20 protein-coding genes are annotated in these 24,313 nt (G+C 72.2%); 12 read left to right on the top strand and 8 right to left on the bottom strand.

Going from position 1 to position 24,313, the window contains the following annotated elements; translation table 11 throughout:
• Nucleotides 1-27 precede the first annotated feature (27 nt).
• Nucleotides 28-2,037 carry an alpha-1,4-glucan--maltose-1-phosphate maltosyltransferase gene (locus ABD401_RS20650; RefSeq protein ID WP_344608263.1) on the bottom strand — a complete coding sequence of 670 codons (2,010 nt, stop codon included), beginning with the start codon at nucleotides 2,035-2,037 and terminating at the stop codon, nucleotides 28-30.
• 146 nt (nucleotides 2,038-2,183) lie between these two features.
• Between ABD401_RS20650 and glgP the strand changes: the two genes are divergently transcribed.
• Together glgP and ABD401_RS20640 are read left to right on the top strand one after the other, a co-directional pair.
• Entirely contained in the window at nucleotides 2,184-4,799 is a 2,616-nt protein-coding gene (gene glgP / locus ABD401_RS20645) for an alpha-glucan family phosphorylase (protein ID WP_344608261.1), read from the top strand.
• 161 nt (nucleotides 4,800-4,960) lie between these two features.
• Nucleotides 4,961-6,679: a protein kinase domain-containing protein gene (locus tag ABD401_RS20640; RefSeq protein ID WP_344608259.1), complete on the top strand. Its 1,719-nt coding sequence runs from the start codon at nucleotides 4,961-4,963 to the stop codon at nucleotides 6,677-6,679.
• Between the two features lies 1 nt (nucleotide 6,680).
• Here the strand turns inward: ABD401_RS20640 and glgX are convergent, their stop codons facing one another.
• On the bottom strand, nucleotides 6,681-8,849 hold the full coding sequence (gene glgX, locus ABD401_RS20635; RefSeq protein WP_344608257.1) for a glycogen debranching protein GlgX: 2,169 nt from the start codon (nucleotides 8,847-8,849) through the stop codon (nucleotides 6,681-6,683).
• 73 nt (nucleotides 8,850-8,922) lie between these two features.
• Between glgX and ABD401_RS20630 the strand changes: the two genes are divergently transcribed.
• The 6 genes from ABD401_RS20630 (at nucleotide 8,923) to ABD401_RS20605 (ending at nucleotide 15,035) form a co-directional block, all read left to right on the top strand.
• Nucleotides 8,923-9,702 carry an enoyl-CoA hydratase/isomerase family protein gene (locus tag ABD401_RS20630; protein ID WP_344608255.1) on the top strand — a complete coding sequence of 260 codons (780 nt, stop codon included), beginning with the start codon at nucleotides 8,923-8,925 and terminating at the stop codon, nucleotides 9,700-9,702.
• A gap of 130 nt (nucleotides 9,703-9,832) precedes the next feature.
• The gene (locus ABD401_RS20625) at nucleotides 9,833-10,618 is read left to right on the top strand and encodes an electron transfer flavoprotein subunit beta/FixA family protein (protein ID WP_344608253.1); all 786 of its coding nucleotides are present in this window, start codon (nucleotides 9,833-9,835) and stop codon (nucleotides 10,616-10,618) included.
• 17 nt (nucleotides 10,619-10,635) lie between these two features.
• Nucleotides 10,636-11,595, top strand: coding sequence for an electron transfer flavoprotein subunit alpha/FixB family protein (locus tag ABD401_RS20620; RefSeq protein WP_344608251.1), 960 nt, complete (start codon nucleotides 10,636-10,638; stop codon nucleotides 11,593-11,595).
• 105 nt (nucleotides 11,596-11,700) lie between these two features.
• Nucleotides 11,701-12,888: a cysteine desulfurase family protein gene (locus tag ABD401_RS20615; RefSeq protein WP_344608249.1), complete on the top strand. Its 1,188-nt coding sequence runs from the start codon at nucleotides 11,701-11,703 to the stop codon at nucleotides 12,886-12,888.
• 1 nt (nucleotide 12,889) lies between these two features.
• Nucleotides 12,890-13,957 carry a tRNA 2-thiouridine(34) synthase MnmA gene (gene mnmA, locus ABD401_RS20610; RefSeq protein WP_344608247.1) on the top strand — a complete coding sequence of 356 codons (1,068 nt, stop codon included), beginning with the start codon at nucleotides 12,890-12,892 and terminating at the stop codon, nucleotides 13,955-13,957.
• 304 nt (nucleotides 13,958-14,261) lie between these two features.
• Nucleotides 14,262-15,035, top strand: coding sequence for an endonuclease domain-containing protein (locus ABD401_RS20605; protein WP_344608245.1), 774 nt, complete (start codon nucleotides 14,262-14,264; stop codon nucleotides 15,033-15,035).
• Nucleotides 15,036-15,208: 173 nt separating this feature from the next.
• Here the strand turns inward: ABD401_RS20605 and ABD401_RS20595 are convergent, their stop codons facing one another.
• The 3 genes from ABD401_RS20595 to ABD401_RS20585 are packed head-to-tail and all read right to left on the bottom strand — an operon-like array spanning nucleotide 15,209 to nucleotide 17,049.
• The gene (locus ABD401_RS20595; protein ID WP_425566209.1) at nucleotides 15,209-16,312 is read right to left on the bottom strand and encodes an IS3 family transposase; all 1,104 of its coding nucleotides are present in this window, start codon (nucleotides 16,310-16,312) and stop codon (nucleotides 15,209-15,211) included.
• A complete protein-coding gene (locus ABD401_RS20590; RefSeq protein ID WP_344608243.1) occupies nucleotides 16,309-16,602 on the bottom strand; it encodes a transposase in 294 nt (97 codons plus the stop codon). Before ABD401_RS20590 ends, ABD401_RS20595 begins: the two co-directional genes overlap by 4 nt.
• A gap of 9 nt (nucleotides 16,603-16,611) precedes the next feature.
• A complete protein-coding gene (locus ABD401_RS20585) occupies nucleotides 16,612-17,049 on the bottom strand; it encodes a maleylpyruvate isomerase family mycothiol-dependent enzyme (RefSeq protein WP_344608241.1) in 438 nt (145 codons plus the stop codon).
• Nucleotides 17,050-17,120: 71 nt separating this feature from the next.
• Here ABD401_RS20585 and ABD401_RS20580 point away from each other — a divergent pair, with 71 nt between their 5' ends.
• Nucleotides 17,121-17,555 (top strand): MarR family winged helix-turn-helix transcriptional regulator, encoded by a 435-nt coding sequence (locus tag ABD401_RS20580; protein ID WP_344608240.1) that lies wholly within the window; start codon nucleotides 17,121-17,123, stop codon nucleotides 17,553-17,555.
• 101 nt (nucleotides 17,556-17,656) lie between these two features.
• On the opposite strand, the gene ABD401_RS20575 is transcribed toward ABD401_RS20580, so the two are convergent.
• On the bottom strand, nucleotides 17,657-18,229 hold the full coding sequence (locus ABD401_RS20575) for a hypothetical protein (protein ID WP_344608238.1): 573 nt from the start codon (nucleotides 18,227-18,229) through the stop codon (nucleotides 17,657-17,659).
• Nucleotides 18,230-18,348: 119 nt separating this feature from the next.
• Between ABD401_RS20575 and ABD401_RS20570 the strand changes: the two genes are divergently transcribed.
• From ABD401_RS20570 to ABD401_RS20560, 3 genes are read left to right on the top strand one after another with little or no spacing between them, the layout of a single operon-like run.
• Nucleotides 18,349-19,371, top strand: coding sequence for a methionine synthase (locus tag ABD401_RS20570; protein ID WP_344608236.1), 1,023 nt, complete (start codon nucleotides 18,349-18,351; stop codon nucleotides 19,369-19,371).
• A 3-nt stretch (nucleotides 19,372-19,374) separates the two neighbouring features.
• Nucleotides 19,375-21,483 carry an NAD-dependent DNA ligase LigA gene (gene ligA, locus ABD401_RS20565; protein ID WP_344608234.1) on the top strand — a complete coding sequence of 703 codons (2,109 nt, stop codon included), beginning with the start codon at nucleotides 19,375-19,377 and terminating at the stop codon, nucleotides 21,481-21,483.
• Between the two features lie 24 nt (nucleotides 21,484-21,507).
• Nucleotides 21,508-22,686, top strand: coding sequence for a CapA family protein (locus ABD401_RS20560; RefSeq protein WP_344608232.1), 1,179 nt, complete (start codon nucleotides 21,508-21,510; stop codon nucleotides 22,684-22,686).
• Nucleotides 22,687-22,693: 7 nt separating this feature from the next.
• Here ABD401_RS20560 and ABD401_RS20555 read toward each other — a convergent pair whose 3' ends face one another.
• Entirely contained in the window at nucleotides 22,694-23,353 is a 660-nt protein-coding gene (locus ABD401_RS20555; protein WP_344608230.1) for a class F sortase, read from the bottom strand.
• A 10-nt stretch (nucleotides 23,354-23,363) separates the two neighbouring features.
• The gene (locus tag ABD401_RS20550) at nucleotides 23,364-24,260 is read right to left on the bottom strand and encodes a hypothetical protein (RefSeq protein ID WP_344608228.1); all 897 of its coding nucleotides are present in this window, start codon (nucleotides 24,258-24,260) and stop codon (nucleotides 23,364-23,366) included.
• Nucleotides 24,261-24,313 lie beyond the last annotated feature (53 nt).

Genomic DNA, 24,313 nt, shown 5'->3' with positions numbered 1-24,313 from the left:
CGTCGGCGGCGCGGGACACGTCGTCGCTCATCGGCCCGCGGTCCCCGAGCGCCGCAGGGTGAGCAGGTGCGCCGGCTCGTGATGCGGGTCCAGGCGGATGTAGTTGTGGGCGCCCCAGGTCCAGGTCTCGCCGGTGAACTCGTCGGTCACGAGGCAGGACTCCCCGGGAGTCAGGCCGAGGGGCGCGGGATCCAGGTGCAGCATCGTTTCCCGTGTCGCGTGAGGGTCGAGACTCACGACGACGAGCACGGTGTCCGACGACCCGTCAGGACCGGACGCGGTCTTCGAGTACGCGATCACGTTCTCGTCGTCGACGTCGTGGAAGGCGAGATTACGCAACTGCTGCAACGCCGGGTGCGCACGGCGGTAACGGTTCAGCGTCGCGAGGTAGGGCGCGAGGCTGCGGCCCTCGGCCTCGGCGGCCGCGTAGTCGCGCGGCCGGTACTGGTACTTCTCCGAGTCGAGGTACTCCTCGCTGCCGGGGCGCACGGCGACCGACTCGTACAGCTCGTAGCCGGAGTACACACCCCAGGCGGGGGAGAGCGTCGCGGCCAGGACCGCGCGGATCTTGAAGGCCGGCGGCCCGCCGTACTGCAGGAACGCGTGGAGGATGTCCGGGGTGTTGACGAAGAAGTTCGGCCGCAGGAAGTGCGCCGTCTGCTGTGAGAGCTCCGTCGCGTACTCGGTCAGTTCCTCCTTCGTCGTCCGCCACGTGAAGTACGTGTAGGACTGGTGGAACCCGACCTTCGCCAGCTCGTGCATCATCGCCGGCCGCGTGAACGCCTCCGAGAGGAACAGCACGTCCGGGTCCGTGCGGCGGATGTCGGCGAGCAGTTGCTCCCAGAACGACACCGGCTTGGTGTGCGGGTTGTCGACGCGGAAGATGCGGACGCCGTGGTCCATCCAGTGCCGCAGGACCCGCAGGCACTCGGCGTACAGGCCGTCGAAGTCGTTGTCGAAGTTGATCGGGTAGATGTCCTGGTACTTCTTCGGCGGGTTCTCCGCGTAGGCGATCGTCCCGTCCGCGCGCGTGGTGAACCACTCCGGGTGCTCCTTGACCCACGGGTGGTCGGGGGAGCACTGCAGCGCGAAGTCCAACGCGACCTCGAGACCGTTCGTCCGGGCCGTGTCGACGAAGCGGTCGAAGTCGGCGAGCGTCCCGAGGTCGGGGTGCACGGCGTCGTGTCCGCCGTCCTCGGACCCGATCGCCCACGGGGAACCCGGGTCGTCGGGGCCGGGGGTCAGCGTGTTGTTCGGGCCCTTGCGGAACGAGTGGCCGACGGGGTGGATCGGCGGCAGGTAGACGACGTCGAAGCCCATCGCCGCGATCGCCGGCAGACGCTCGGCGGCATCGGCGAACGTCCCGGACCGCGGCGGGTCCAGGCTCGCGCCCTCGCTGCGCGGGAAGAACTCGTACCAGGAGCTGAACAGCGCCTCGCGCCGGTCCACCTGCAGCGGGAAGCGCTTGGTCGCGGTCACGAGGTCACGCAGCGGGTGGCGGGCGAGCAGCCGCCCCACCTCCGGCGCCAGGCCGGCCGCGAGGCGGACCTGCGCGGGGTAGCGCTCGTCCCGCAGGTCCGCGGCGGTGCCGCGGAGCAGCTTCAGTCCGGCCTCGATCTCCTCGGGGCCGAGGGCCGAGTTCGCGGCGAGCGCCTCGGCCGCGCGCTCCATCAGCCGCGCGCCCTCCTCGAGCATCAGCTCCACGTCGACGCCGGCCGCGATCTTGAGCGGGGCGTCGTGGTGCCACGTGCCGTACGGGTCGCTCCACCCCTCGACCTGGAAGGTCCACTTGCCGGGGCGGGTGGGCATCACGGTCGCGGCCCACCGGTCGGTGCCGGGGGCGAGCAGCCGCATCGGGACCCAGGACTCGACCTTGCCGCGCGGGTCGCGCAGGACCACGTTCGCGTTCACCGCGTCGTGGCCCTCGCGGAAGACCGTCGCGCGGACCTCGAAGGGTTCGCCGGCGACCGCCTTCGCGGGGCGGGCCGTGCAGTCCACGACCGGGTGGACGTCGGTGATCGGGATTCGTGCGCTCACGTTGGCGAACGTACCCGGCTGTCCGGGTCGCAACCAGGCACCGGGCGAGTGGACGGACCGGGCTGTTCGGGTGATGTCGGGCGGCTCCCTCGAATGGCTCCGCGCGCGATGCATTGCGGAAACGTGTCCCGGATAGATTGAGTCGGGTGAGAGCTATCCGTCGGTTCACCGTCCGCGCCGCCCTGCCCGCCGAGCTGCTCCCCCTGGGGGAGCTGGCCACGAACCTCCGTTGGAGCTGGCACGCCGACACGCGGGCGATCTTCGCCGCGGTCGACCCCACGACCTGGGACGCGGTCGGGCAGGACCCGATGAAGCTGCTCGGCGCCGTCTCCACGACCCGGCTCTCCGAGCTCGCGGCCGACACCGAGTTCCGCGCCCGGCTCGACGCCGCCGTGGCGGACCTGCGCTCCTACTGCACCGAGGAACGCTGGTACCAGCGCAACGAGCAGGCCGGCGAGCACCCGCTGCCGCGGGCGATTGCCTACTTCTCTCCCGAATTCGGCATCACCGCGGTGCTGCCGCAGTACTCGGGCGGCCTCGGCATCCTCGCCGGCGACCACCTCAAGGCGGCCAGCGACCTCGGCGTCCCGATCATCGGCGTCGGGCTGCTCTACCGGCGCGGCTACTTCATCCAGTCGCTCTCCCGCGAGGGCTGGCAGGAGGAGCGCTACCCGGTCCTCGACCCGCACGAACTCCCGATCGAGGCCCTGCGCGAGGCCGACGGCTCGCTGCTGCGGGTCCGCATCGGACTGCCCGGAGGCCGAACCCTGTCCGCGCAGGTCTGGAAGGCGCAGGTCGGCCGAGTCCCGCTGCTGCTGCTCGACTCGGACGTGGAGGAGAACGGCCCGTTCGAGCGGGAGATCACCGACCGCCTCTACGGCGGCGGCACCGAGCACCGCCTGCACCAGGAGCTGCTGCTGGGCATCGGCGGCGTCCGCGCCGTCCGCGCGTACTGCCGTCTGTCCGGCACGCCCGACCCCGAGGTGTTCCACACCAACGAGGGGCACGCCGGCTTCCTCGGCATCGAGCGCATCCGCGAGTACGCGGACGAGGACGGCCTGCCGTTCGACGCCGCACTCGAGGCAGCCCGGGCCGGGACCGTGTTCACCACGCACACCCCGGTGCCGGCCGGCATCGACCGCTTCCCGCGCGAGCTGATCGCGACCTACTTCGGCGGCGACAACGCGATCGCCTCGGTGCCGGTCGAGCGGATCCTGGAACTCGGCGCCGAGACCTACTCCGGCGGCGACCCGACGGTGTTCAACATGGCGGTCATGGGCCTGCGCCTCGCGCAGCGCGCCAACGGCGTGAGCCTGCTGCACGGCGCGGTCAGCCGCGAGATGTTCGGCGGGCTCTGGCCGGGCTTCGACCCGGACGAGGTGCCGATCACGTCCATCACCAACGGCGTCCACGCGCCGACCTGGACCGCGCCCGAGGCGATCGAGCTCGCCCGGCGCGAGGCCGGGCAGGCCTTCATCGCCACCGCCGAGGACTGGGGCGCGCTCGACGACGTCTCCGACCGCGCCCTGTTCGACGTCGGCCGGCTGCTCCGCGAGCGGCTGGTCCAGTCGGTCCGCCGGCGCCTGCGCGCGCAGTGGCTGCAGCGGGGGGCGAGCGAGGCCGAGCTCGGCTGGGTCAACACGGTCCTCGACCCCGACGTCCTGACGATCGGGTTCGCGCGCCGCGTGCCCTCCTACAAGCGACTGACGCTGATGCTGACGGACCCGGAGCGGCTTCAGCACCTGCTGCTGCACCCCGAGCGTCCGATCCAGCTCGTCATCGCCGGCAAGGCGCACCCGGCCGACGACGGCGGCAAGCGCCTGATCCAGGAGCTCGTCCGCTTCGCCGACGACCCCGCGGTGCGGCACCGGATCGTGTTCCTCACCGACTACGACATGGGCCTCGCCGCCGAGATGATCCCCGGCTGCGACGTCTGGCTGAACAACCCGCTGCGCCCGCTCGAGGCCTGCGGCACGTCCGGGATGAAGGCCGCTCTGAACGGCTGCCTCAACCTCTCCGTGCTCGACGGCTGGTGGGACGAGTGGTACGACGGCGCGAACGGCTGGGCGATCCCGTCCGCGACCGGTGTCGACGACCCGGAGCGGCGCGACGAGCTCGAGTCGAGCGCGCTCTACGACCTGATCGAGACCTCGGTGGCACCGCGCTTCTACGAGCGCGACGACTCCGGTCTGCCGGCCCGCTGGCTGGAGATGGTCCGGCACACGATCGGCTCGCTGGGCCCGAAGGTCCTCGCCTCGCGCATGGTCCAGGACTACGTCAACCAGCTCTACGCGCCCGCGGCGGTGTCGTCGCGCGAGCTCGCTGACGACAAGCTCTCGCTCGCCCGTGAGCTCGCGTCCTGGAAGTCGCGCGTCCGGGGTGGCTGGGAGGCCGTCCGCGTCGACCACGTCGAGGTCTCCGGTGCGGTCGACGTCGCGTCCGTGGGTGACGAGGTCTCGGTCTCCTGTTTGGTCTCCCTTGGGTCGCTCGACCCGGCTGACGTGGACGTGCAGCTGGTGTACGGCCGGGTCGACGAGTCGGACCAGATCCTCGCGCCGCAGACGCTCTCCCTCACCGTCGCGGAGCAGTTCGACAGCGGCCGCAGCCGGTACGAGGGCACCGTCGCGCTGCGGAACAGCGGGCCGTTCGGGTACTCGGTGCGCGTCCTGCCGGCTCACCGGTTGCTCGCGAGCCCCGCGGAGCTCGGGCTCGTCGCGGTCCCGATGGCCCCGGCGGGGATGACGGACGGGCCGGTGCGCTGACCCCGGGAGGGGGCGGCCGTCGGTCGCGGGACACGCGTAGCGAACTATCCCGAACAATCATCGGTTCCGGGTGCAATCCTTGACCCCGTCGCCGTAGATTCGGCGGCTGCACAAGATCGTGCTGCACAAGATCGTTCAGCGGGACCGGTAGGAGTAAAGGCGTGGAACGGTTGCCGGGCACGCCCTATCTGGCCGGCGAGGTCATGGGGCGCGGTCCCCATGGCGCGGTGTTCACCGCGCAGGACGCGGCCGAGCGCCGCCTCGCGGTCAAGGTCCTGACGCCGGACCTGTCCGGGGGTGACGCGTCCGCGCGCGAGTTCGCGGGGCAGCGCGACACCCTCACCTCGCTGCGGCACCCGCACCTCATGCCGGTGTACGACATCGTGCTCACCGACACCGGGCTGCTCGCGGTCGTCAGCGAGCGGGCCGAGGGCGGCAACCTGCGCCAGGCCCTCGAGGTCGTCCGCACCTTCCCGCCGTCGGAGGCGTGCCGCCTCGGCGCGCAGATCGCCCGGGCGCTGGCCTCGCTGCACGCGACCGGCCTCGTCCACGGCGACCTGACCTCGACCAACATCCTGTTCAACGACTCGGGCAGCCGTCCGGCGGTGCGCGTCTCCGACGCCGGCCTGACGCGGTGGCTGGCCGGACTCGGCCGGGGCTGGATCCCGGTCGGCGCGGCGGCCTACGCGGCGCCCGAGGTGGCCGCGGGTGGCGTGCCCGGGGCGTCCGCCGACCTGTACGCCCTCGGTGTCCTGCTGCACGAGATGTGCGTCGGGGTGCCGCCGTTCACCGGCGACCCGGCTGACGTGACGCGCCGTCACGTCGAGGAGGTGCCGGTCCGTCCGGCCGGCATCCCCGACCAGCTGTGGGTCCTGATCGCGGCGCTGCTCGCCAAGGACGGCGCCGCCCGCGTCGGCCCCGCCGCCGCCGTGGCCGGGTACCTCGACGCGATCGCGGCCGACGTCGACCGCGTCCCGCCCGCCGCGCCGATCGGGCCCATCGCCGCGGCGGTGCCGCTCGCCCCGCTGCCGGACATCAGCGCACCGGGGTCGGCCTGGGTCGACGAGCCGATCGGTGACGTCAGCCCGACCGCCGAGACCGACGTCCTGCCGGTCGTCGAGCCGCCCGCCTGGACGCCCCCGCCCGCGGACCCCGCGCCCTGGGAGCGTCCGCCGGTCGAGCCCGCGGCTTACGACCCGTACCCCTCCTCGGGCTCCTACGGTGAGTCCGGCGGCTACGACGCCGGGGCCTACGACGCCGGGGCCTACGCCGCCGCGGCCGGGTACGGCGCCGGTGGCTACGGCGGGGCCGGGTACGGGCCGGTCGGCTCCGACCCGGTCGAGGTCGCCGCGGCCGCGGACGCCGAGGAGGAGCGCGCGCGCAACGCCGCCTACCTCGCCATGTACGAGCGCGACCGGCGTCGGCGCTTCGCGATCATCGCCGCCGTCGTCCTGCTCTCGGTGATCGGCGTCGGCGTCGCGATCGGCGCGGTGCTCGGTGGCGGCGACGGGGACGACGACCCCGGTACCGACGACCCGGGCATCGTCCTGCCGACCCCGGGCTTCCCGGGCGACCTGGAGGAGACCCCGACCCCGACGCCGGAGGAGTCCCCGACCCCGACCCCGGAGGAGTCCCCGACCCCGACTCCGACCCCGTTGGCCCCGGGCACCACCCCGACGCCGACCCCGGAGCCGACCCCGACCCCGACTCCCACCCCGGTCCCGACCCCGACCCCGACGATCCCGGTCGTGACGGTCACCCCGCCGGACCCGACGCCGACGCCGACCCCGACGCCGACGGAGGAGCCGACGCCCACGCCCACGCCGACGCTCACGCCGGAGCCGACGCCGCCGGCGGTCGAGTTGGAGCAGGGCGAGTAGCTCAGCCGATCAGCGGGTCGGGTTCGCCGAGGACCCGGAGCAGGACGGCGGAGCGGCCGGTCAGGGTGAGGGTCTCGCCCGGGGCGAGGACGGTCTGCCCGTCGACGGAGTGGCCCGGGTCGCTGTCGAGCACGGGGACGAAGCCGGTCGCGAAGGTGGTGGTCGGCATCCGCCACGCCAGCGCCTCGGCGCCGGCGTTGAGCAGCAGCAGGAAGCTGTCGTCGGTGAGGGTCTCGCCCTGGGGTCCGCGCTGGTGGATCGCGTCGCCGCAGAGCAGGACCCCGAGCGCGCTGCGGTGGGGGTCGTGCCAGTCCTCGTTGGTCAGGCGCTCGCCGGCCTCGGTGAACCACTCCAGGTCGGGCTGGCCGTGCGCGCCGATCGGGGCGCCGGTGAAGAAGCCCTGCTGACGGAACACGGGGTGGGCGTGCCGGAGGGCGAGCAGGGTGCGCGTGAACTCGGTCAGCCGGTCGGCGGTCGGGTCGGGCGTCCAGTCGACCCAGGAGATCTCGTTGTCCTGGCAGTAGGCGTTGTTGTTGCCCCGCTGGGTGCGGGCGCGCTCGTCGCCGGCGACCAGCATCGGCGTGCCGACCGACAGCAGCAACGTCATCAGCATGTTGCGCATCTGACGCTCTCTCAGGACCAGGACGCCGAAGGTGGCGGTCTCGCCCTCCTCGCCGCAGTTCCAGGAGCGGTTGTCGTCGGTCCCGTCGCGGTTGTCCTCGCCGTTGGCCTGGTTGCGTTTGCTCGTGTAGCTGACGAGGTCGCGCAGGGTGAACCCGTCGTGCGAGGTGACGTAGTTGACCGACGCGATCGGGCCGCGGCCCGGGTGGGCGAACAGGTCGGAGGATCCGGAGAGCCGGTAGGCGAGGTCGTCGACGCCCGCCGGGGCACCGCGCCAGAAGTCGCGGACGCAGCCGCGGTAGCGGTCGTTCCACTCCGCCCACGGCGGCGGGAAGCCGCCGAGCAGGTAACCCGCCGCGGTCGCGTCCCACGGCTCGGCGATCAGCTTCACGTCGGCCAGGACCGGATCCTGTGCGAGCACGGTGAGCAGGGCCGCCCGGGGGTCCGGGGCGTCCGCGCCGACCGGTCCTCGGATCAGCGCGGAGGCGAGGTCGAAGCGGAATCCGTCGACGCCCATCTCGGTGACCCAGTAGCGCAGGGAGTCCGCGATCAGGGCGATCACCTGGGGGGACCGCGCGTCGAGGGTGTTGCCGCAGCCGGTGACGTCGGCGTAGTGCCGGCCGTCGCGCAGGCGGTAGTACTCGACGTTGTCGAGGCCGCGGAACGACAGCGTCGGGCCGGTCTCGTCGCCCTCGGCCGTGTGGTTGTAGACGACGTCGAGGATCACCTCGAGTCCGGCCGCGTGAAGCGTCCGGACCATCTCCTGGAACTCGCGGACCTGCCCGCCGAGCGTCCCCGCCGACGAGTAGCCGGCGTGCGGGGCGAAGAACCCGATCGAGTTGTAGCCCCAGTAGTTGCGCCGGCCGCTGCGCAGCAGGTGCTCCTCGGACACGAAGTGATGCACCGGCAGAAGTTCGACGGCGGTGACGCCCAGCCCGGTCAGGTACTCGACGACCGCGGGGTGCGCGAGTCCGGCGTAGGTGCCGCGCTGGTGCGGCGGGACCTCGGGGTGGCTGCGGGTGAACCCGCGGACGTGCAGTTCGTAGAGGACCGTGTCCGTCCAGGCCGTGCCCGGCCGGGTGCCGGTGGGGGAGGCGTCGGCGGGGTCGACGACCACCGCGTGCGGGACGTGGGGCGCCGAGTCGCGTTCGTCGCGGACCGTGTCGTCCGAGCCGGGGCCCGTGTGGACGTGCGCGTAACTGGCCGGGTGGCCGGCGTAGCCCCCGGTGATCGCGCGGGCGTACGGGTCGAGCAGCAGCTTCGCCGGGTTGAAACGCAGACCGCGCGCGGGGTCCCACGGACCGTGGACCCGGAAGCCGTACCGCGTGCCGGGCTCGACGCCGGGCAGGAACGCGTGCCAGACGTGGCCGGTGCGCTCGTGCAGCCCGATCCGGTTGGTCTCGGCCCCGGCGGAGTCGAGGAGGCAGACCTCGACCGACTCCGCCCGCCGCGAGAACACCGCGACGTTGACCCCACCGCGGACCGGGTCGTAGGTGGCCCCGAGCGGGGCGGACCGCCCCGGCCACGGGACCACCTGATCAGCGCACATCCGGCCATGATCCCGCCTGCGGAGCGTGGCCGATAACGTGCCCGTGCGGAAGGAACTCGACGAGGAGGTCGGTATGGCGGAGTTTGTGCGGCTTGAGGTCGACAACGGGGTCGCGACGATTCGGCTCGACCGGCCCAAGATGAACGCCCTGAACGCGCAGGTTCAGGAGGAGTTCCACGACGCCGCCCAGGCGGCGCGCAAGGACGACGACATCCGCGCGGTCGTGATCTACGGCGGTGAGCGCGTCTTCGCGGCGGGCGCCGACGTGAAGGAGATGGCGGAACTCTCGTACGCCGAGATGGCCGTCAAGTCGATGGACCTGCACCGCTGCTTCAACGCCGTCGCGGCGATCCCGAAGCCGACGATCGCGGCCGTGACCGGCTACGCGCTCGGCGGCGGGTGCGAGCTCGCGATGTGCGCGGACTTCCGCGTCAGCGGCGAGAGCGCCAAGTGGGGCCAGCCGGAGATCCTGCTCGGGATCATCCCCGGCGCCGGCGGCACGCAGCGCCTGCCGCGTCTGGTCGGCCCGGCCAAGGCGAAGGACATCATCTTCTCCGGCCGGTTCGTCGACGCCGCCGAGGCGCTCTCGATCGGCCTGGTCGACAAGGTCGTCCCGGACGCCGAGGTCTACGACGCCGCCGTCGCGTGGGCCCGCACCTTCGTCGGTGGGCCGGCAGCTGCCCTCCGTGCGGCCAAGGAGGCCGTCGACCGCGGTCTGGAGGTCGATCTCCCCACCGGCCTCGACATCGAGCGGGTCCTGTTCGCGGCCCTGTTCGCCACCGAGGACCAGAAGAACGGCATGCGCTCGTTCGTGGAGAACGGTCCGGGGAAGGCATCGTTCGTGGGGCGATGACAGCGTGTCCTGCACCACCCGATAGGATCCCTACTCGCCAGTAATCGTTTCCCGGTGACCCGGTCCTCGGGCACCGAGGCCGGCGTGAAGCTGCGGCGCGACGTTTTCGACCAGGAGGTCTGAGCCGAACATGAAGATCGTCGTCTGCGTGAAGCAGGTGCCGGACACGTGGGCTGAGAAGAAGCTCGACGCGTCCAAGACGCTCGACCGCGTCTCGGTCGACAACATCCTCAACGAGATGGACGAGTTCGCCATCGAAGAGGCCCTCCAGATGACCGAGGCCCACGGGGGCTCGGTGACCGTGCTCTGCATGGGGCCGGACTCGGCCACGGAGGCCATTCGCAAGGCGCTCTCGATGGGTGCCGACGACGCCGTGCACGTCGTCGACGACGCCCTCAAGGGCTCGTGCGCCGCGACCACCTCGCTGGTGCTCGCCAAGGCCCTCGAGCGCATCGGGGACTACGACCTGGTCATCGCCGGGTCGGAGGCCTCCGACGCCCGGACCTCGGTCGTGCCCGCGATGCTCGCCGAGCGCCTCGGGATCCCGCAGGTCACCTTCGTGAACAAGGTCGAGGTCGACCCGAACGCGAAGACCCTCAAGGCCAACCGCATCACCGACGACGGCTACCAGGTCGTCGAGGCCTCGCTGCCGGCGATGATCTCGGCCGTCGAGAAGATGAACGAGCCGCGGTACCCCTCGTTCAAGGGGATCATGGCCGCGAAGAAGAAGCCGGTCGAGACGGTGTCGCTGTCCGACCTCGGCATCGACGCCGGTGAGGTCGGCCTCGGGGGTTCCTGGACCCAGGTCAACTCCAGCGCGGACCGGCCCCCGCGGTCGGCCGGCACCATCGTCGAGGACGACGGCAACGGTGGCGTCGCGCTCGTCGACTTCCTCGCCTCCAAGAAGTTCGTCTGAGAAGGGATCCGGTAGACATGTCGCAGGTTCTCGTTCTCGTCGAGCACACCGACGGTGCGCTGAAGAAGGTCAGCCTCGAGCTGCTGACCATGGCCAAGGCCGTGGGTGAGCCGGCGGCCGTGTTCGTCGGCTCCGGCATCGACAACGCCGCCGACAAGCTGGCCGAGTACGGCGCGGAGACCATCTACGTCGCCGACGACGCCGAACTCACGGGCTACGTCGTCGCCCCGGTCGCCGAGGTGCTGGCCAAGCTGGTCGCGGAGCAGTCCCCGGCCGCCGTCCTGATCGCCGCCACGGCCACCGGCAAGGAGATCGCCGGTCGCCTGGCCATCAAGACCACCTCCGGTGTCCTCACCGACGCCACGGGCCTGACCAGCGAGGGCGGTTCGGTCGTCGCCGAGCAGTCGATCTTCGGTGGCGCCACGGTCGTGCAGTCCTCGGCCACCAAGGGCACCCCGATCATCGCGGTGCTCCCGAACGCCACCCCGCCGGAGGCCTCGCCGGCCGCCGGCAACCGCGTCCCGGTCTCGGTGGAGCTCTCCGCCGCCGCCAAGGGCGCGAAGATCGTCGACTCCGTCATCGAGGAGAAGGGCGAGCGTCCGGAGCTCACCGAGGCCTCGATCGTCGTCTCCGGCGGTCGCGGTGTCGGTTCGGCCGAGAACATGTCGGTCGTCGAGAAGCTGGCGGACTCGCTCGGCGCGGCCGTCGGCGCCTCCCGCGCCGTCGTCGACGCCGGGTGGTACCCGCACAACTCGCAGGTCGGCCAGACCGGCAAGACCGTCTCGCCGCAGCTCTACATCGCGGCGGGGATCTCCGGTGCGATCCAGCACCGGGCCGGCATGCAGACCTCGAAGACGATCGTCGCGGTGAACAAGGACCGCGAGGCCCCGATCTTCGAGCTCGCGGACTACGGCGTCGTCGGCGACCTGCACAAGGTCCTGCCGCAGGCCACCGACGAGATCACCAAGCGCAAGTAGGGAAGTTCGCGCCCTCCCACGGCGTTGCGTCCGGTGAACTGTGGCCTACAGCCCACAGTTCGCCGGACGCAGGTGGTTAAGGGCGACGGTTAGGCTGGCGGAACGATGACGTACTTGGATCACGCGGCGACGACGCCGATGCTCCCCGAGGCGCTGGCCGCGATGACGGCCGAGCTCGGGCGCGTCGGGAACCCCTCGTCGCTGCACGGCAGTGGCCGTCAGGCCCGCCGGGTGGTCGAGGAGTCGCGCGAGACCGTCGCCGCGGCGCTCGGGTGCCGGCCCGGTGAGGTCGTGTTCACCGGGGGCGGCACGGAGGCCGACAACCTCGCGCTCAAGGGCCTGTACTGGGCACGCTCCACGGAGGCCCCGGCCCGCCGGCGCATCCTGATCAGCGCGGTGGAGCACCACGCGGTCCTCGACCCCGCGGCCTGGCTCGCTCGGCAGCAGGGTGCCGAGCTGGAGATCCTCCCCGTGGACGACCTCGGACGCCTGCAGCCCGAGACGTTGCGCGCCGCGATCGAGCGCGATCCCGCCTCGGTCGCGCTGGTCTCGGTGATGTGGGCGAACAACGAGGTCGGGACGGTCCAGCCGATCGCCGAGCTCGCCGCGATCGCCCGCGAGTTCGAGATCCCGCTGCACTCGGACGCCGTCCAGGCCGTCGGGCAGCTTCCGGTCGACTTCGCCGCCTCCGGGGTGTCCGCGATGGCGCTGACCGGTCACAAGCTCGGCGGGCCGCTCGGCATCGGCGCCCTCGTCCTCGCCCGTGGGACGGTCCCGACGCCGCTGCTCCACGGCGGCGGGCAGGAGCGTGACGTCCACTCCGGCACGCTGGACACGCCGGCCATCGCGGGCTTCGCGGCGGCCGTCGAGTCGGCGGTGCGCAACCTCGACGCGCACACCGCGACGATGCTGCGCCTGCGCTCGGACCTGATCGCCGGTGTGCTGGCCGCCGTGCCCGACGCCCGTTTCAACGGCGACCCCGACGACCGCCTGCCCGGCAACGCCCACTTCTCGTTCCCCGGCTGCGAGGGTGACTCGCTGCTGATGCTGCTCGACGCCCGCGGCATCGAGTGCTCGACCGGGTCCGCGTGCTCGGCCGGGGTCGCGCGGCCGTCGCACGTGCTGCTCGCGATGGGGCACGACGAGGCCTCGGCCCGCAGCTCGCTGCGCTTCTCGCTCGGCCACACCTCGACCGAGGCCGACGTCGCCGACCTGATCGAGGCGCTGCCCCCGGTGGTGGAGCGCGCCCGTCGCGCCGGCGAGATCGCGGCCGCCCGGCACAAGCGGGCCTGAGATGCGCGTCCTCGCGGCGATGTCCGGGGGCGTGGACTCCGCGGTCGCCGCGGCCCGCGCCGTCGAGGCCGGGCACGACGTCACCGGCGTCCACCTCGCGCTGGCCGAGGCGCCGGACAACCCGCGGGGCAAGGGCTGCTGCACGCCCGAGGACGCCCGGGACGCGCGCCGCGTCGCCGACGTGCTCGGCATCCCGTTCTACGTGTGGGACCTCGCCGAGCAGTTCCGTGCCGACGTGGTCGACGACTTCGTCGCCGAGTACGCCGCCGGGCGCACGCCGAACCCGTGCCTGCGCTGCAACGAGTCGATCAAGTTCGCCGCGGTGCTCGACCGTGCGATCGGCCTCGGCTTCGACGCCGTCTGCACCGGCCACTACGCGCGGCTGATTGACGGTCCGTCAGGTCGCGAGCTGCACCGAGCAATCGACCCGGACAAGGACCAGTCCTACGTGCTCGGGGTGCTGGAGGCGGATCAGCTCGCCCACGCGATGTTCCCGCTCGGCGACTCGGTGAAGGGCGACGTCCGCGCCGAGGCCGAGACGCGCGGCCTCGCCGTCGCGGCCAAGCCCGACAGCCACGACATCTGCTTCATCCCCGACGGCGACACGGCGGGATTCCTCCGCCGGCGGTTGGGGGAACGGCCGGGCGAGCTCGTCGACACCACCGGCGCGGTGCTGGGGGAGCACTCCGGTGCCTACGGCTTCACCGTCGGGCAGCGGAAGGGCCTGCGCATCGGGACTCCCGCGCCGGACGGCCGGCCCCGGTACGTCCTCGACGTCTCGGTCGTCGACAACCGCGTCACCGTCGGCCCCGCCGAGGCCCTCGACGTCCGCGGCCTGACCGCCGACCGCCCCCGCTGGTGCGGCGACGCCCTGCTCGGTTCGTCCGAGTGCCTGGTGCAGTTCCGCGCCCACGGCGACCCCGTCCCCGCCGCCGTCACCGCCCTCGAGGCGGGGCTCCAGATCGCGTTCACCACCCCGGTCCGCGGCGTCGCCCCCGGCCAGGCCGCCGTCCTCTACGACGGCACCCGCGTCCTCGGCTCCGCCACCATCGCCGCCACCGTCCGATAGCCGCCCCGCCCTCCCCGCCCCGCCGTCCCCGCCCCGCCGTTCTCCCGAAAGCGCACTCTGGCACGTCCGAAAGCAAAATCCGGGTGCCGTACTGCACTTTCGGGAGAGGGGGCGGGGCGCTGGGGCGGAGTTGTCCACAGCGCGCACACCCACGAAGTTGTCCACAGGCCGAGTCGGCGGGACAGCCGGGTGCCCGACGCTTCCGCTCATGACCGATGCAGAACTTCTCCACGGGCCCTTCCGACGTCGCGAGGGCCTGGAAGCTGGTTTGACGGCGCGTCAGGTAAATGGGTCGCGCTTCCGGTTGATCACGAAGGACGTCCATGTCGCGGCGGAGACGCCGCTCGACCTGCCGACGCGGTGCGCTGCGTTCCGCAAAGCGGTGGACATTCCGTTCGTGTTCAGCCACTTCACCGCCGCGGAGCTCTACAACGTTCCGATCGACCCGGACCCCAAGATCCACCTCAGCGTCCGCTCGGAGATCGAGCCGCGCATGCGAGGTCTGGTCGCGCACCGCGTGCTGGACCTCGGTGACGTCTGGAACGTGCGCGGTTTCCCCGTCACCTCACCGGGCCGGACGTTCGTCGACCTCGCGTCGAAGCTGGATCTGATGTCGCTCTGCGTCGCCGGGGACGTCCTCGGGTCCCGCAGCAACCTCGCCGAGCTCGATCGAGCGCTCGCGCTGGCCGTCGCCCGCCGGGGCATCCGGCTGGCGAGGGAGGTGCGGGCACTGTTGAACCCGGCCGCGAAATCTCCGCAGGAGACGCGGGTGCGCGTGCTGTTGACCCTCGCCGGCGTCCCGCCGCTGGCGGTGAACGAGCCGGCGATCGGTCGGGACGGTCGCCCGTTCGCCGAGCCCGACCTGGGGGAGCACACGGTGAGGGTCGCGATCGAGATCGAGGGCAGCCACCATCAGACCGATCGCGATCAGTGGCGGCGAGACATCCGCCGCGACGCCGCCTACCGCGAGAACGGCTGGATCCTGATCAAGGTCACGAAGGAGGACATCTTCTTCCGGCCGCAGTGGATCATCGACCAGGTCGTCGCGGCCCTCCGCGCCCGCGGCATGCGCTGGTAGCCCCCCCCGCCCCGCCGGGGCGCCATCGACTCCCGAAAGCGCAGTGCAGCACCCGGATTTTGTGTTCGGACGTGTCGTAGTGCGCTTTCGGGAGAACGGCGGTCAGACCGCCGCGGCGAGGCGGGTGGTGCCGGGGCCGGAGAGGGCGGGGAGGGCGGCGGCGGTGCGGCCGGTCAGCAGGAGCAGGAGGTCGGCGGCGGGGCCGGTGACCTCCTCGCCGGAGCCGGCGGACCAGTCGAGGTCGGTGGCCTGCAGGCGGAGGCCGCGCAGGCGCCGGCGGGCCCAGAACGGCCAGCCCATGCGCCAGACGCGCTCCAGCCCGGCGGCCGCGGCGATCTGGGAATCCCCTCATTTCGTGGAGGGTTCCGTTTTGCAGCTGATGGTGCGTCAGTGAGCATCATTTCGTATCGGACCGGTGGCAGTCCAGCCGCGGTGGTGTGCCGGCGGCGATGGTTGTAGAACTCGTAGCACCAAGGTCCGATGACCGCGCGGGCTTCGGCCTTTGTCGCGAAGGTGTGCCGGGACAGGACCTCGTGTTCAAGGGTGGAGAAGAACGATTCCGCGGCTGCATTGTCGAAACACGACCCGACCCTGCCCATCGACTGGCGGATCCCGAGCTGCTCGGCGCACAGGCGCCGGAAGTCCTTGGCGGTGTAGGTCGAGCCGCGGTCGGTGTGGAAGATGACACCCTCGATCACCGACCGGCCACCGCGCACAGCAGCGGCGATCTTGATCGCATCCGCGGCCAGCACCGCGTCCGGGTGCTCACTCATCGCCGCGGCCAGCAGCCGCCGCGAGTACAGGTCAATCACGGTCGCCAGGTAGAGCTTGCCCTCACCGGTCGGGATCTCGGTCATGTCCCCGCACCACTTCCGGTTCGGCGCCGCTGCGCTGAAGTCACGGTTGAGCAGGTCCGGGAACTTCGGCGCGGCCTTGTCCTGGCGCGTCAATCCCTTGTACCGCTTGGGTTTGCGCCCGAACAGGTGCTGGCGGCGCATCGAGTCCGCGACGGTGTTCACGCTGACCTGCCAGCCGGCCTCGACCAGATCCAGATGGACCCGCGGCGATCCGTAAACGCCACCCGAGGCCTCGAAGCACCGCCGAACCTCAGCATCGAGCAGAGCCCGACGCTGGGCCCGCACCGTCGGGGCCGGGTTCCCGACCCGCGCCAGCCACTTGTAGAACCACGACACGCTCACCCCGAGGATGGCGCAGCAGACCGCGTGGGGCACCCGGTAGGAGGTCCTCTGGTCGGCGATGAAGCCCGCCACGCTCACTTCGTCGCCTCCTTCACCCACAGGACCACGGAGCGCTTGAGGACATCACGTTCCATCCGCAGCTCGGCGTTCTCCGCACGCAGCCGCTTGAGCTCGGCCAGATCATCAGCGGACAGGTGCCCGTTCCCGCCCTCGGCGGCCCGGTCCCGGGCTACCCAGTTCCCCAGCGTGCCCTCGTTGATGCCCAAGTCCCGCGCGAGCGCCGCGATCGACTTGCCCGGGTTCTCCCGGACCAGCCGCACCGCCCCCTCACGGAACTCGGCGTCGAACTTCCTTCTCGTCTCTGACATGGCTACTCCTCATAGCTCATGCCTCCACGGAAGTGGGGGATTTCCAATCGGTGGCATCGGAACGGTCAGCCCGAGCGGTCGGGCCACGTCCTGGATGTGCACGAGCGTGTCGAAGACGAGGTTGTCGAGCGTCGTGATCGCGGGCTTGCTGCGGCTGTCGGCGAGGGCGCGCAGCTCGGCGACCAGGTCCGGCGTACGCGCGGCGTGCCGGACGGCCAGGTCCCGGTTGAGGCCGTCGAAGTTCCCGCGGGCGCGGACGGCCATGCCGACGATCCTGGGCAAGCCGGGGGACTGCGGGGTCAGCGCGATGTGCGCCGCGACGTCGCGAATCCGCCAGGCGTCGCAGAGCGAGGGCCGCTCCCACTGCTCCGGACTCAGGGACGCGAGCAGGTCGGCCAGGACGTGCCGCTGCTCGGCGATGACGGTCCACTTCTCGTCGCGGTCCATCGCGATCCCCAGTTGTTCGAGTATCGAACCAAGTAGTTCGAGTCTCTAATCATCCGGTAGCGTCGTCAAGTGTGACGGAGTCTCTGAACGTCGGCCTGCTGCTGTTCCTCCCGTACCGCGCACTGGAGACCCGGGTCTTCCGGGAGCTGGCCGCCGCCGGCTTCGACGACATCACGCCGGCGCAGGCTCGCGTGTTCCAGCGAATCGGCCCCCACGGGACCCGCCTCACCGAACTCGCCGAGCAGGCCGGCATCACCAAGCCGACGGCGGCCTTTCTGGTCGACCAGCTCGAGCGCGCCGGGTACGTCGAACGCGTCCCCGACCCGACCGACGGCCGCGCGCGCCTGGTGACGGTGGCCGAACGCGGCGTCCGCGCGGTCGAGGCGTCGCGCCCGATCGCGGCCGCGGTCGAGGCGGAGTGGACCGCTCACCTCGGCGAGCGCCGCATGGCCCAACTCCGTCGGGCTCTGGAGGACCTGCGCGAGATCACCGACCCCTGGCGCTGACGACGCCCGGAGTGTCCTCCACTCCCGAAAGCGCAGCGCAGCACCCGGATTTTGCCTACAGACGTGTCGTACTGCGCTTTCGGGAGAATGTCAGGAGGGCGTCAGGAGCGGGCCCTCTCCTTCAGCTTGATGACCCCGCGGGCCTCGGCGTGGACGGTCTGCGGAGCGGGTTCGGTCGGCATCGGGTCGTCCGCGACGGAGTTCTGACTGGTCATCAGCGGCGGCAGCGGCGGCAGCAGCGAGGAACCCTCCTCCTCGGCCGGGGTTTCCTCGCCCTCGTAGTAGGGCGGCTCCTGGGCGGCGGGGTCGACGGCGTCCATGATCACGCGGGAGGACGCGGTGCCCGGCCGGAACGGGTGCGTGTTGTCGCCCGCCGGGACGGCCTGGACGAAGAACGTCACCTTCTGCCGCTGACCGGTGCACTCCTTCGCGACCGAGTCGAAGCCGCCGGCGAACTCGTCGCCGACCGCCTGGATGATCTGCGCGACCAGGTAGGCCGTCCAACCGGCCGGGCACACGAAGGTGGCGGGCAGGCGCACGGCGGCGCCGTCGGCGATCAGGATCCCGTCGCCCTGGGTGACGGGCTTCGGCCCGGCCGCGTGGGCGGCGGTGGGGGAGAGCGCCAGGGTGAGGACGGCGGTCGCGGCACCGGCGCGGCGGGCGAGGGCGTGCATGGGGGCTCCCGAATCTGCTGGGGGCACCCGTCGTGCACCCGAAATGCGAGAGTTCTCCCGATTCGCCCCGCCGTCAAGCCGGGACCGGTGTGGCGACGGTCGCGTTCTAACCTGCGGGGGTGCCTGCCCTCCCGCTCGACCTGCCGCCCGGCTCCGCCAGTGGGGTCGGTTCCCTCCCCGGGACCGCGCCGCTAGAGGTGCTCCCCGTCGTCCTCGACCTCCCCGGCCTGCCCTACCTGCCCGAGCTCCCGGCCCGTGGCCCCGGCGCCGACATGATCGGCCGCGCGTTCGGGATCCTCGTCGAGCTCTACGCCGACCTCGCCCCGAGCGGATGGCGCTTCGCCGAGCACCCCGGCCGGGACACCCGCCGGGCGATGAGCCACCTCGGCCAGGACCTGGACGCGCTCGAGGAGCGCGGCGAGGGCTACGAGGGCGCGATCAAGGTCCAGGTCGCCGGCCCGTGGGCCCTCGCCTCGACCGTCGAGCTCCGGCACGGCGACAAGGCGCTCTCGGACCCCGGGGCCTGCCGCGACATCGCCGCCAGCCTCGCGGAAGGTCTGCGCGGCCACGTCGCCGAGGTCCGCAAGCGGCTGCCGCGGGCGACGACCGTCGTGGTCCAGCTCGACGAGCCGACGCTCCCAGGCGTCCTGCGCGGGTCGGTCCGCACCGCCAGCGGCTTCGGGACGCTCCGGGCGGTCGACGGGCCGGTCGTCGAGGCCACGCTGCGGGGGGTGATCGACGTGCTCGCGGCCGACGGCGTGCCGACCGTGATCCACTCCTGCGCCGCGGACACCCCCGTGGCCCTGCTCCACCGGGCCGGTGCGGCGGGGCTGGCGCTCGACCTCTCGGTCGCCGGTGAGGGCGCCGACGAGGCCCTCGGGGAGTTCCTGGAGGCCGGTGGGGTCCTGCTGTCGGGGGTCGTCCCCGCCGTCGACGCTCCGGGCGGACTGTCACCGCTGGCGACTACGGTCTCCCCGGTGCAGGACCTCTGGCACCGCCTCGGTCTGCCGCGAGCGGGCCTGGGGCGGGTCGTGCCGGTGCCCGCGTGCGGGCTGGCCGGGGCGTCGCCGGCCTGGGTCCGTGCCGTGACCATCCGGTGCGCCGACGCGGCGCGCCGGCTCGCCGACCTCGGACAGGAGTGACGGATGGCCGACGAGGTCGAGGTGCCGGAGATGGCCGACGTGCCGGCCGAGGTGCGCGCCCAGCACGCGGAGCTGTCCGAGGAGCTCTCGGACGCCCTCTACCGCTACCACGTGCTCGACCGGCCCACCCTGTCCGACGCCGACTACGACGCGAAGATGCGCGAGCTGGTCGGCCTCGAGGAGAAGTACCCGTCGCTGCGGACACCTGACTCCCCGTCACAGCGGGTCGGCGCGGCGATCAGCACGGACTTCGCCCCGGTCGAGCATCTCGAGCGGATGATGAGTCTCGACAACGCCTTCTCGGCCGAGGAGCTCGCGGCCTGGGCCGCGCGCGTCGAGAAGGAGGTCGGCGTCGGCGCGGAGTACCTCTGTGAGCTCAAGGTCGACGGGCTGGCTGTCGCGCTCGTCTACGAGAAGGGCCGCCTGGTCCGCGCCGCCACCCGCGGGGACGGGTCCACCGGCGAGGACGTGACGCCGAACGTCCGGACGCTCGAGAACGTCCCCGACCGACTGCAGGTCCCCGACGGTGGCGAGATCCCGGACCTGCTCGAGGTCCGCGGCGAGGTGTTCTTCCCGGTGGCGGGCTTCGAGGAGCTCAACGCCTCCCTCGTGGCTGCCGGCAAGGCGCCGTTCGCGAACCCCCGCAACACCGCCGCCGGGTCGCTGCGGCAGAAGGACCCGCGCGTCACGGCCAGCCGCAAGCTCAAGCTCGTCGTGCACGGCATCGGCGCGTCCAGCGGCGTCACCTACGAACGGCAGTCCGGCGGCTACGACCTGCTCGCCTCCTGGGGGCTCCCGGTCGCGACCACGGCGAAGGTCGTGACGGACCTGACGGGCGTCCAGAAGTTCATCGACCACTACGGCGAGCACCGGCACTCCGTCGAACACGAGATCGACGGCGTCGTCGTCAAGGTCGACCAGCGCGACCTGCAGCGCCGCCTCGGGTCGACCTCGCGGGCTCCGCGGTGGGCGATCGCGTTCAAGTACCCGCCCGAAGAGGTCAACACCAAGCTCCTCGACATCCAGGTCAACGTCGGCCGGACGGGCCGCGTGACGCCGTTCGGGGTCATGGAGCCGGTCAAGGTCGCCGGGTCGACGGTCGAGATGGCCACGCTGCACAACGCGAGCGAGGTCAAGCGCAAGGGTGTGCTGATCGGCGACACCGTCGTGCTCCGCAAGGCCGGCGACGTCATCCCCGAGATCGTCGGGCCGGTCGTCGACCTGCGTGACGGCACCGAGCGCGAGTTCGTGATGCCGACGCACTGCCCCTCCTGCGGCACCGAGCTGCGGCCGGAGAAGGAGGCCGACGTCGACCTCCGCTGCCCGAACTCGCGGTCCTGCCCCTCGCAGCTGCGGGAGCGCATCTTCCACGTCGCGAGCCGCAACGCCCTCGACATCGAGGTGCTCGGCTTCAAGGCGGCCACGGCGCTGCTCGACGCCGGCGTGCTCACCGACGAGGGCGACATCTTCACCCTCGACGAGACCAAGCTGCTCGGCGTCGACCTGTTCACCACCAAGGCGGGCAAGCTGTCCGCGAACGGTGCGAAGCTGCTCGCGAACCTCGACGCCGCGAAGGAGCGCGCGCTCTGGCGCGTCGTCGTGGCGCTCTCGATCCGTCACGTCGGCCCGACGGCGGCGCAGGCGCTCGCGCGGGAGTTCCGCTCGGTCGACGCCATCGCGGCGGCGTCCGAGGAGGAGCTCGCGAACACCGAGGGCGTCGGCCCGACGATCGCCGCCGCGCTGCGCGAGTGGTTCGCGGTCGACTGGCACCGCGACGTCGTCGAGAAGTGGCGCGCCGCCGGCGTCCGGCTGGCCGAGGAGGTCACCGACGAGGGCCCGCGGCCGTTGGAGGGCGTCACGGTGGTCGTCACCGGTTCGCTCACGGGCTGGTCCCGCGACGAGGCGACCGAGGCCGTGCAGAAACTCGGGGGCAAGGTGTCGGGCTCGGTCTCCAAGAAGACCGGCTTCGTGGTCGTCGGTGACTCACCCGGGTCGAAGTACGACAAAGCGGTCTCGCTGAAGGTGCCGGTCCTCGACGAGGAGGGGTTCGCGGTCCTGTTGTCCGACGGACCCGACGCCGCCCGCGAAAAGGCGCAGATCCCGGCGGAGTGACGCCGCGCCTGTCACCATGCCCGCGTGAGCTTCGTGCGGGGGGCCGGGGCGGCCGTGTTCGGGATGTCCCTGGTGCTGTCGTTGTCGGCGTGTGCCGACGACGACTCCGGCCCGCTGCCCGCGGCGGACGTGGTCGCGACGGCCGCGCCGTCGGCGACCCCGACGCCGACACCCACGCCCGCCCCGCAGCAGTTCACCGTCGTCGCGAGCGGTGACCTGCTGATCCACCCGGGCGTGTGGTGGCGGGCGGAGCGCGAGGCGAAGGGTACGTCCGCGCGCTACGACTTCTTCCCGGCGCTGTCCGCGCTGGAACCGCTGATCGCCGGTGCCGACATCGCGATCTGTCACCTCGAAGGCCCGATGGGCGCGGCCGGCGCGGAGCCGAAGGGCTTCCCGCTCTTCCAGAACCCGCCCGAGCTCGCCGTCGCCGTCGCCAAGTTGGGCTACGACACCTGTTCGACCGCGTCCAACCACGGGATCGATCAGGGCGAGGCCGGCGTGAACTCGACGCTGGCCGCGCTCGACGCCGCGGGGGTCGCCCACGTCGGAACCGCGCGCAACGCGGACGAGGACAAGCCGGTGCTGCTCGACGCCAACGGCGTGACGGTGGCTCACCTGTCCTACACCTACGGCCACAACAACGCCCGGCCGGCCGACAAGCCGTGGCTGATCAACACCCTCGCGGACAAGTCGATCCTCGACGACGCCCGCGCCGCGCGCGCGGCCGGGGCCGAGGTCGTGATCGCGAGCCTGCACTGGGGTGTCGAGTTCGTGACGAATCCGACGGCTGATCAGATCTCGCTGGCGACCGAGCTGATGGACTCCGGCGAGATCGACCTCGTGATCGGCCACCACGCGCACGTGGTCCAGGCGATCGAAGCGTTCGGCGACCGCTACGTCGCCTACGGTCTCGGCAACGTCATCTCGGCCCTGAGCCACGACTTCGCGAGCGGCGCCTCGCGCGAGGGAATCGTCCCGAAGTTCACCTTCACCCGCGACGGCGACCGCTGGAAGGTCACCGACATCGAGGTCACCCCGACCTTCGTCTCACCCGTCGGTGGACTGCACACCGCAGACGTCGCGACCGACCTCGCGCGCAAGCCGGCGGGGGAGGACCTCGCCCGGTTGCGGCGCGCCCGCGACCGCACCGTCGCGACCGTCTACAGCCGCGGGGTGGACGACACCGTGGTGCGGGTGCGCTGACCTCGCGTCAGCCCACGGCGTGGGCGAACACCACGACGTTGGACTGGTAGCCGCCGCGGTCACGGTCGTACTCGCCCCCGCAGGTGATGAGGCGGAGCTCGCGCTCGGTGCTCGGGCCGTAGACGTCCGCGGTCGGGAACGCCGACTTCGCGTACAGGCCGACGTCGTCGACGACGAACTCCTGCGCCGTGCCGTCGACGAGGTCGACGACGATCCGGTCACCCGGCCGGGCGTTGCGCAGGTCGGCGAAGACGTCCGGACCGGTCCGGGAGTCGACGTGCCCGGCGATCACCGCCCGCCCGGTCTCGCCCGGCTCGGGGCCGTTGCGGTACCAGCCGGCGGAGCCGTAGTCCGGCGGGATCAACTCGCCGTCGGCGCCCAGGCTCAGCGGCGACAGCGCCGCCGAGATGCCGAGACGGGGTACGGCGACTCGCGCCGGGTCGGCCACCTGTTCAGTGGCCGACCCGGTCGCGGACTCGCTCGCCGCGACAGCCGCGGGCACGGAGTCGGCGGCGGGGAACGACGCGATGGTGAACGGCGCGTCGTGGGTCAGAACCGGTTCGGTCCCGGCGGCCGAGGGACCGCCGTAGCCGACCGCGAGGACGGCGAGAGCAGCGGGCGCCCACCGCACGGAACGGCGGGCGCCCGCGCGCACGAGGGAGCGCACGAGGAGGACCTCAGCGCTTGCGGTTGCGCAGCCGCTCGACGCCGGCCCAGGCGCCCATGGCGGCCAGGACCATCGCGGCGGCGGACTGCTGCCCGAGCGGGAGCGAGCTGTCCCCGGCGGCGAGAGCGCCACCACCGGCCGCCACCCCGCCGGTCGGGATCGCCCCGTTGTCGTCGTCCGCCGGGACCGCCACGCCGCCCACCGCCGGCGCGGGCTCCGCGACGGGCTTGGGCTTCGCGACGGGCTTCGTCGCGGGCTTGGTGGCGGGCTGGGCGACCGGCTTCGTGGTCGGCGGGGTCGGAGCCGGCGTCGGAGCCGGCACCGTGACGCCACCGACGGCCGGGGTCGGGTCCGGGGTCGGGGTGGGGACCACCGGGGTGGGGGTCGGGACGACCGGAGTCGGGGTCGGGGTCGGCGTCACGACCGGCGTGGGCGTCGGGGTGGGGGTCGGGGTCGGGGTGGGCGTGGGCGTCGGCGTGGGCGTGGGCGCCGGGGCACAGGTGACGTCGAAGCGCTTGTCGTTCCCGTTGCCGTTCTGGCCGGTGTAGGAGAAGTAGACCTTGTAGTCGCCGGTCGGCAGGGTCAGGTTCAGGGTCGAGCCGTTGCCGTCGCTGTCGACCTGGAACGACCCGGTGAGCACGTACGGCGCCGAGGGGTTGGCCGGGAACGGCGGGCCGTCGTCGACGATGTAGTCGATCGTGGTGTTGGCGTCGAACCCGAACCCGACGAAGTAGAAGCCGCACCCGACGTGCGGGTCGTTGCTGCGGTCGGTGCGCGACGTGCCCTGGTCGTGGACCTGGAGCACGCCGTTGTCGCCGGCGGGGTCGGCGACCGCCGCGGTGTGTCCGAACAAGGTCGGGCTGAGCAGAAATGCCGAGGAAGCGACGATGGTGGCTCGGCGGAACATTTGGACGCGCGTGGCCTGCATGAGCGGACTTACCCCCCTGGTACTTGGAAGGC

Source organism: Sporichthya brevicatena (genome assembly GCF_039525035.1).
Taxonomy (GTDB): domain Bacteria; phylum Actinomycetota; class Actinomycetes; order Sporichthyales; family Sporichthyaceae; genus Sporichthya; species Sporichthya brevicatena.
Note: the sequence above shows the minus strand (reverse complement) of the source record. Positions and strands in the feature narration are given on the sequence as shown.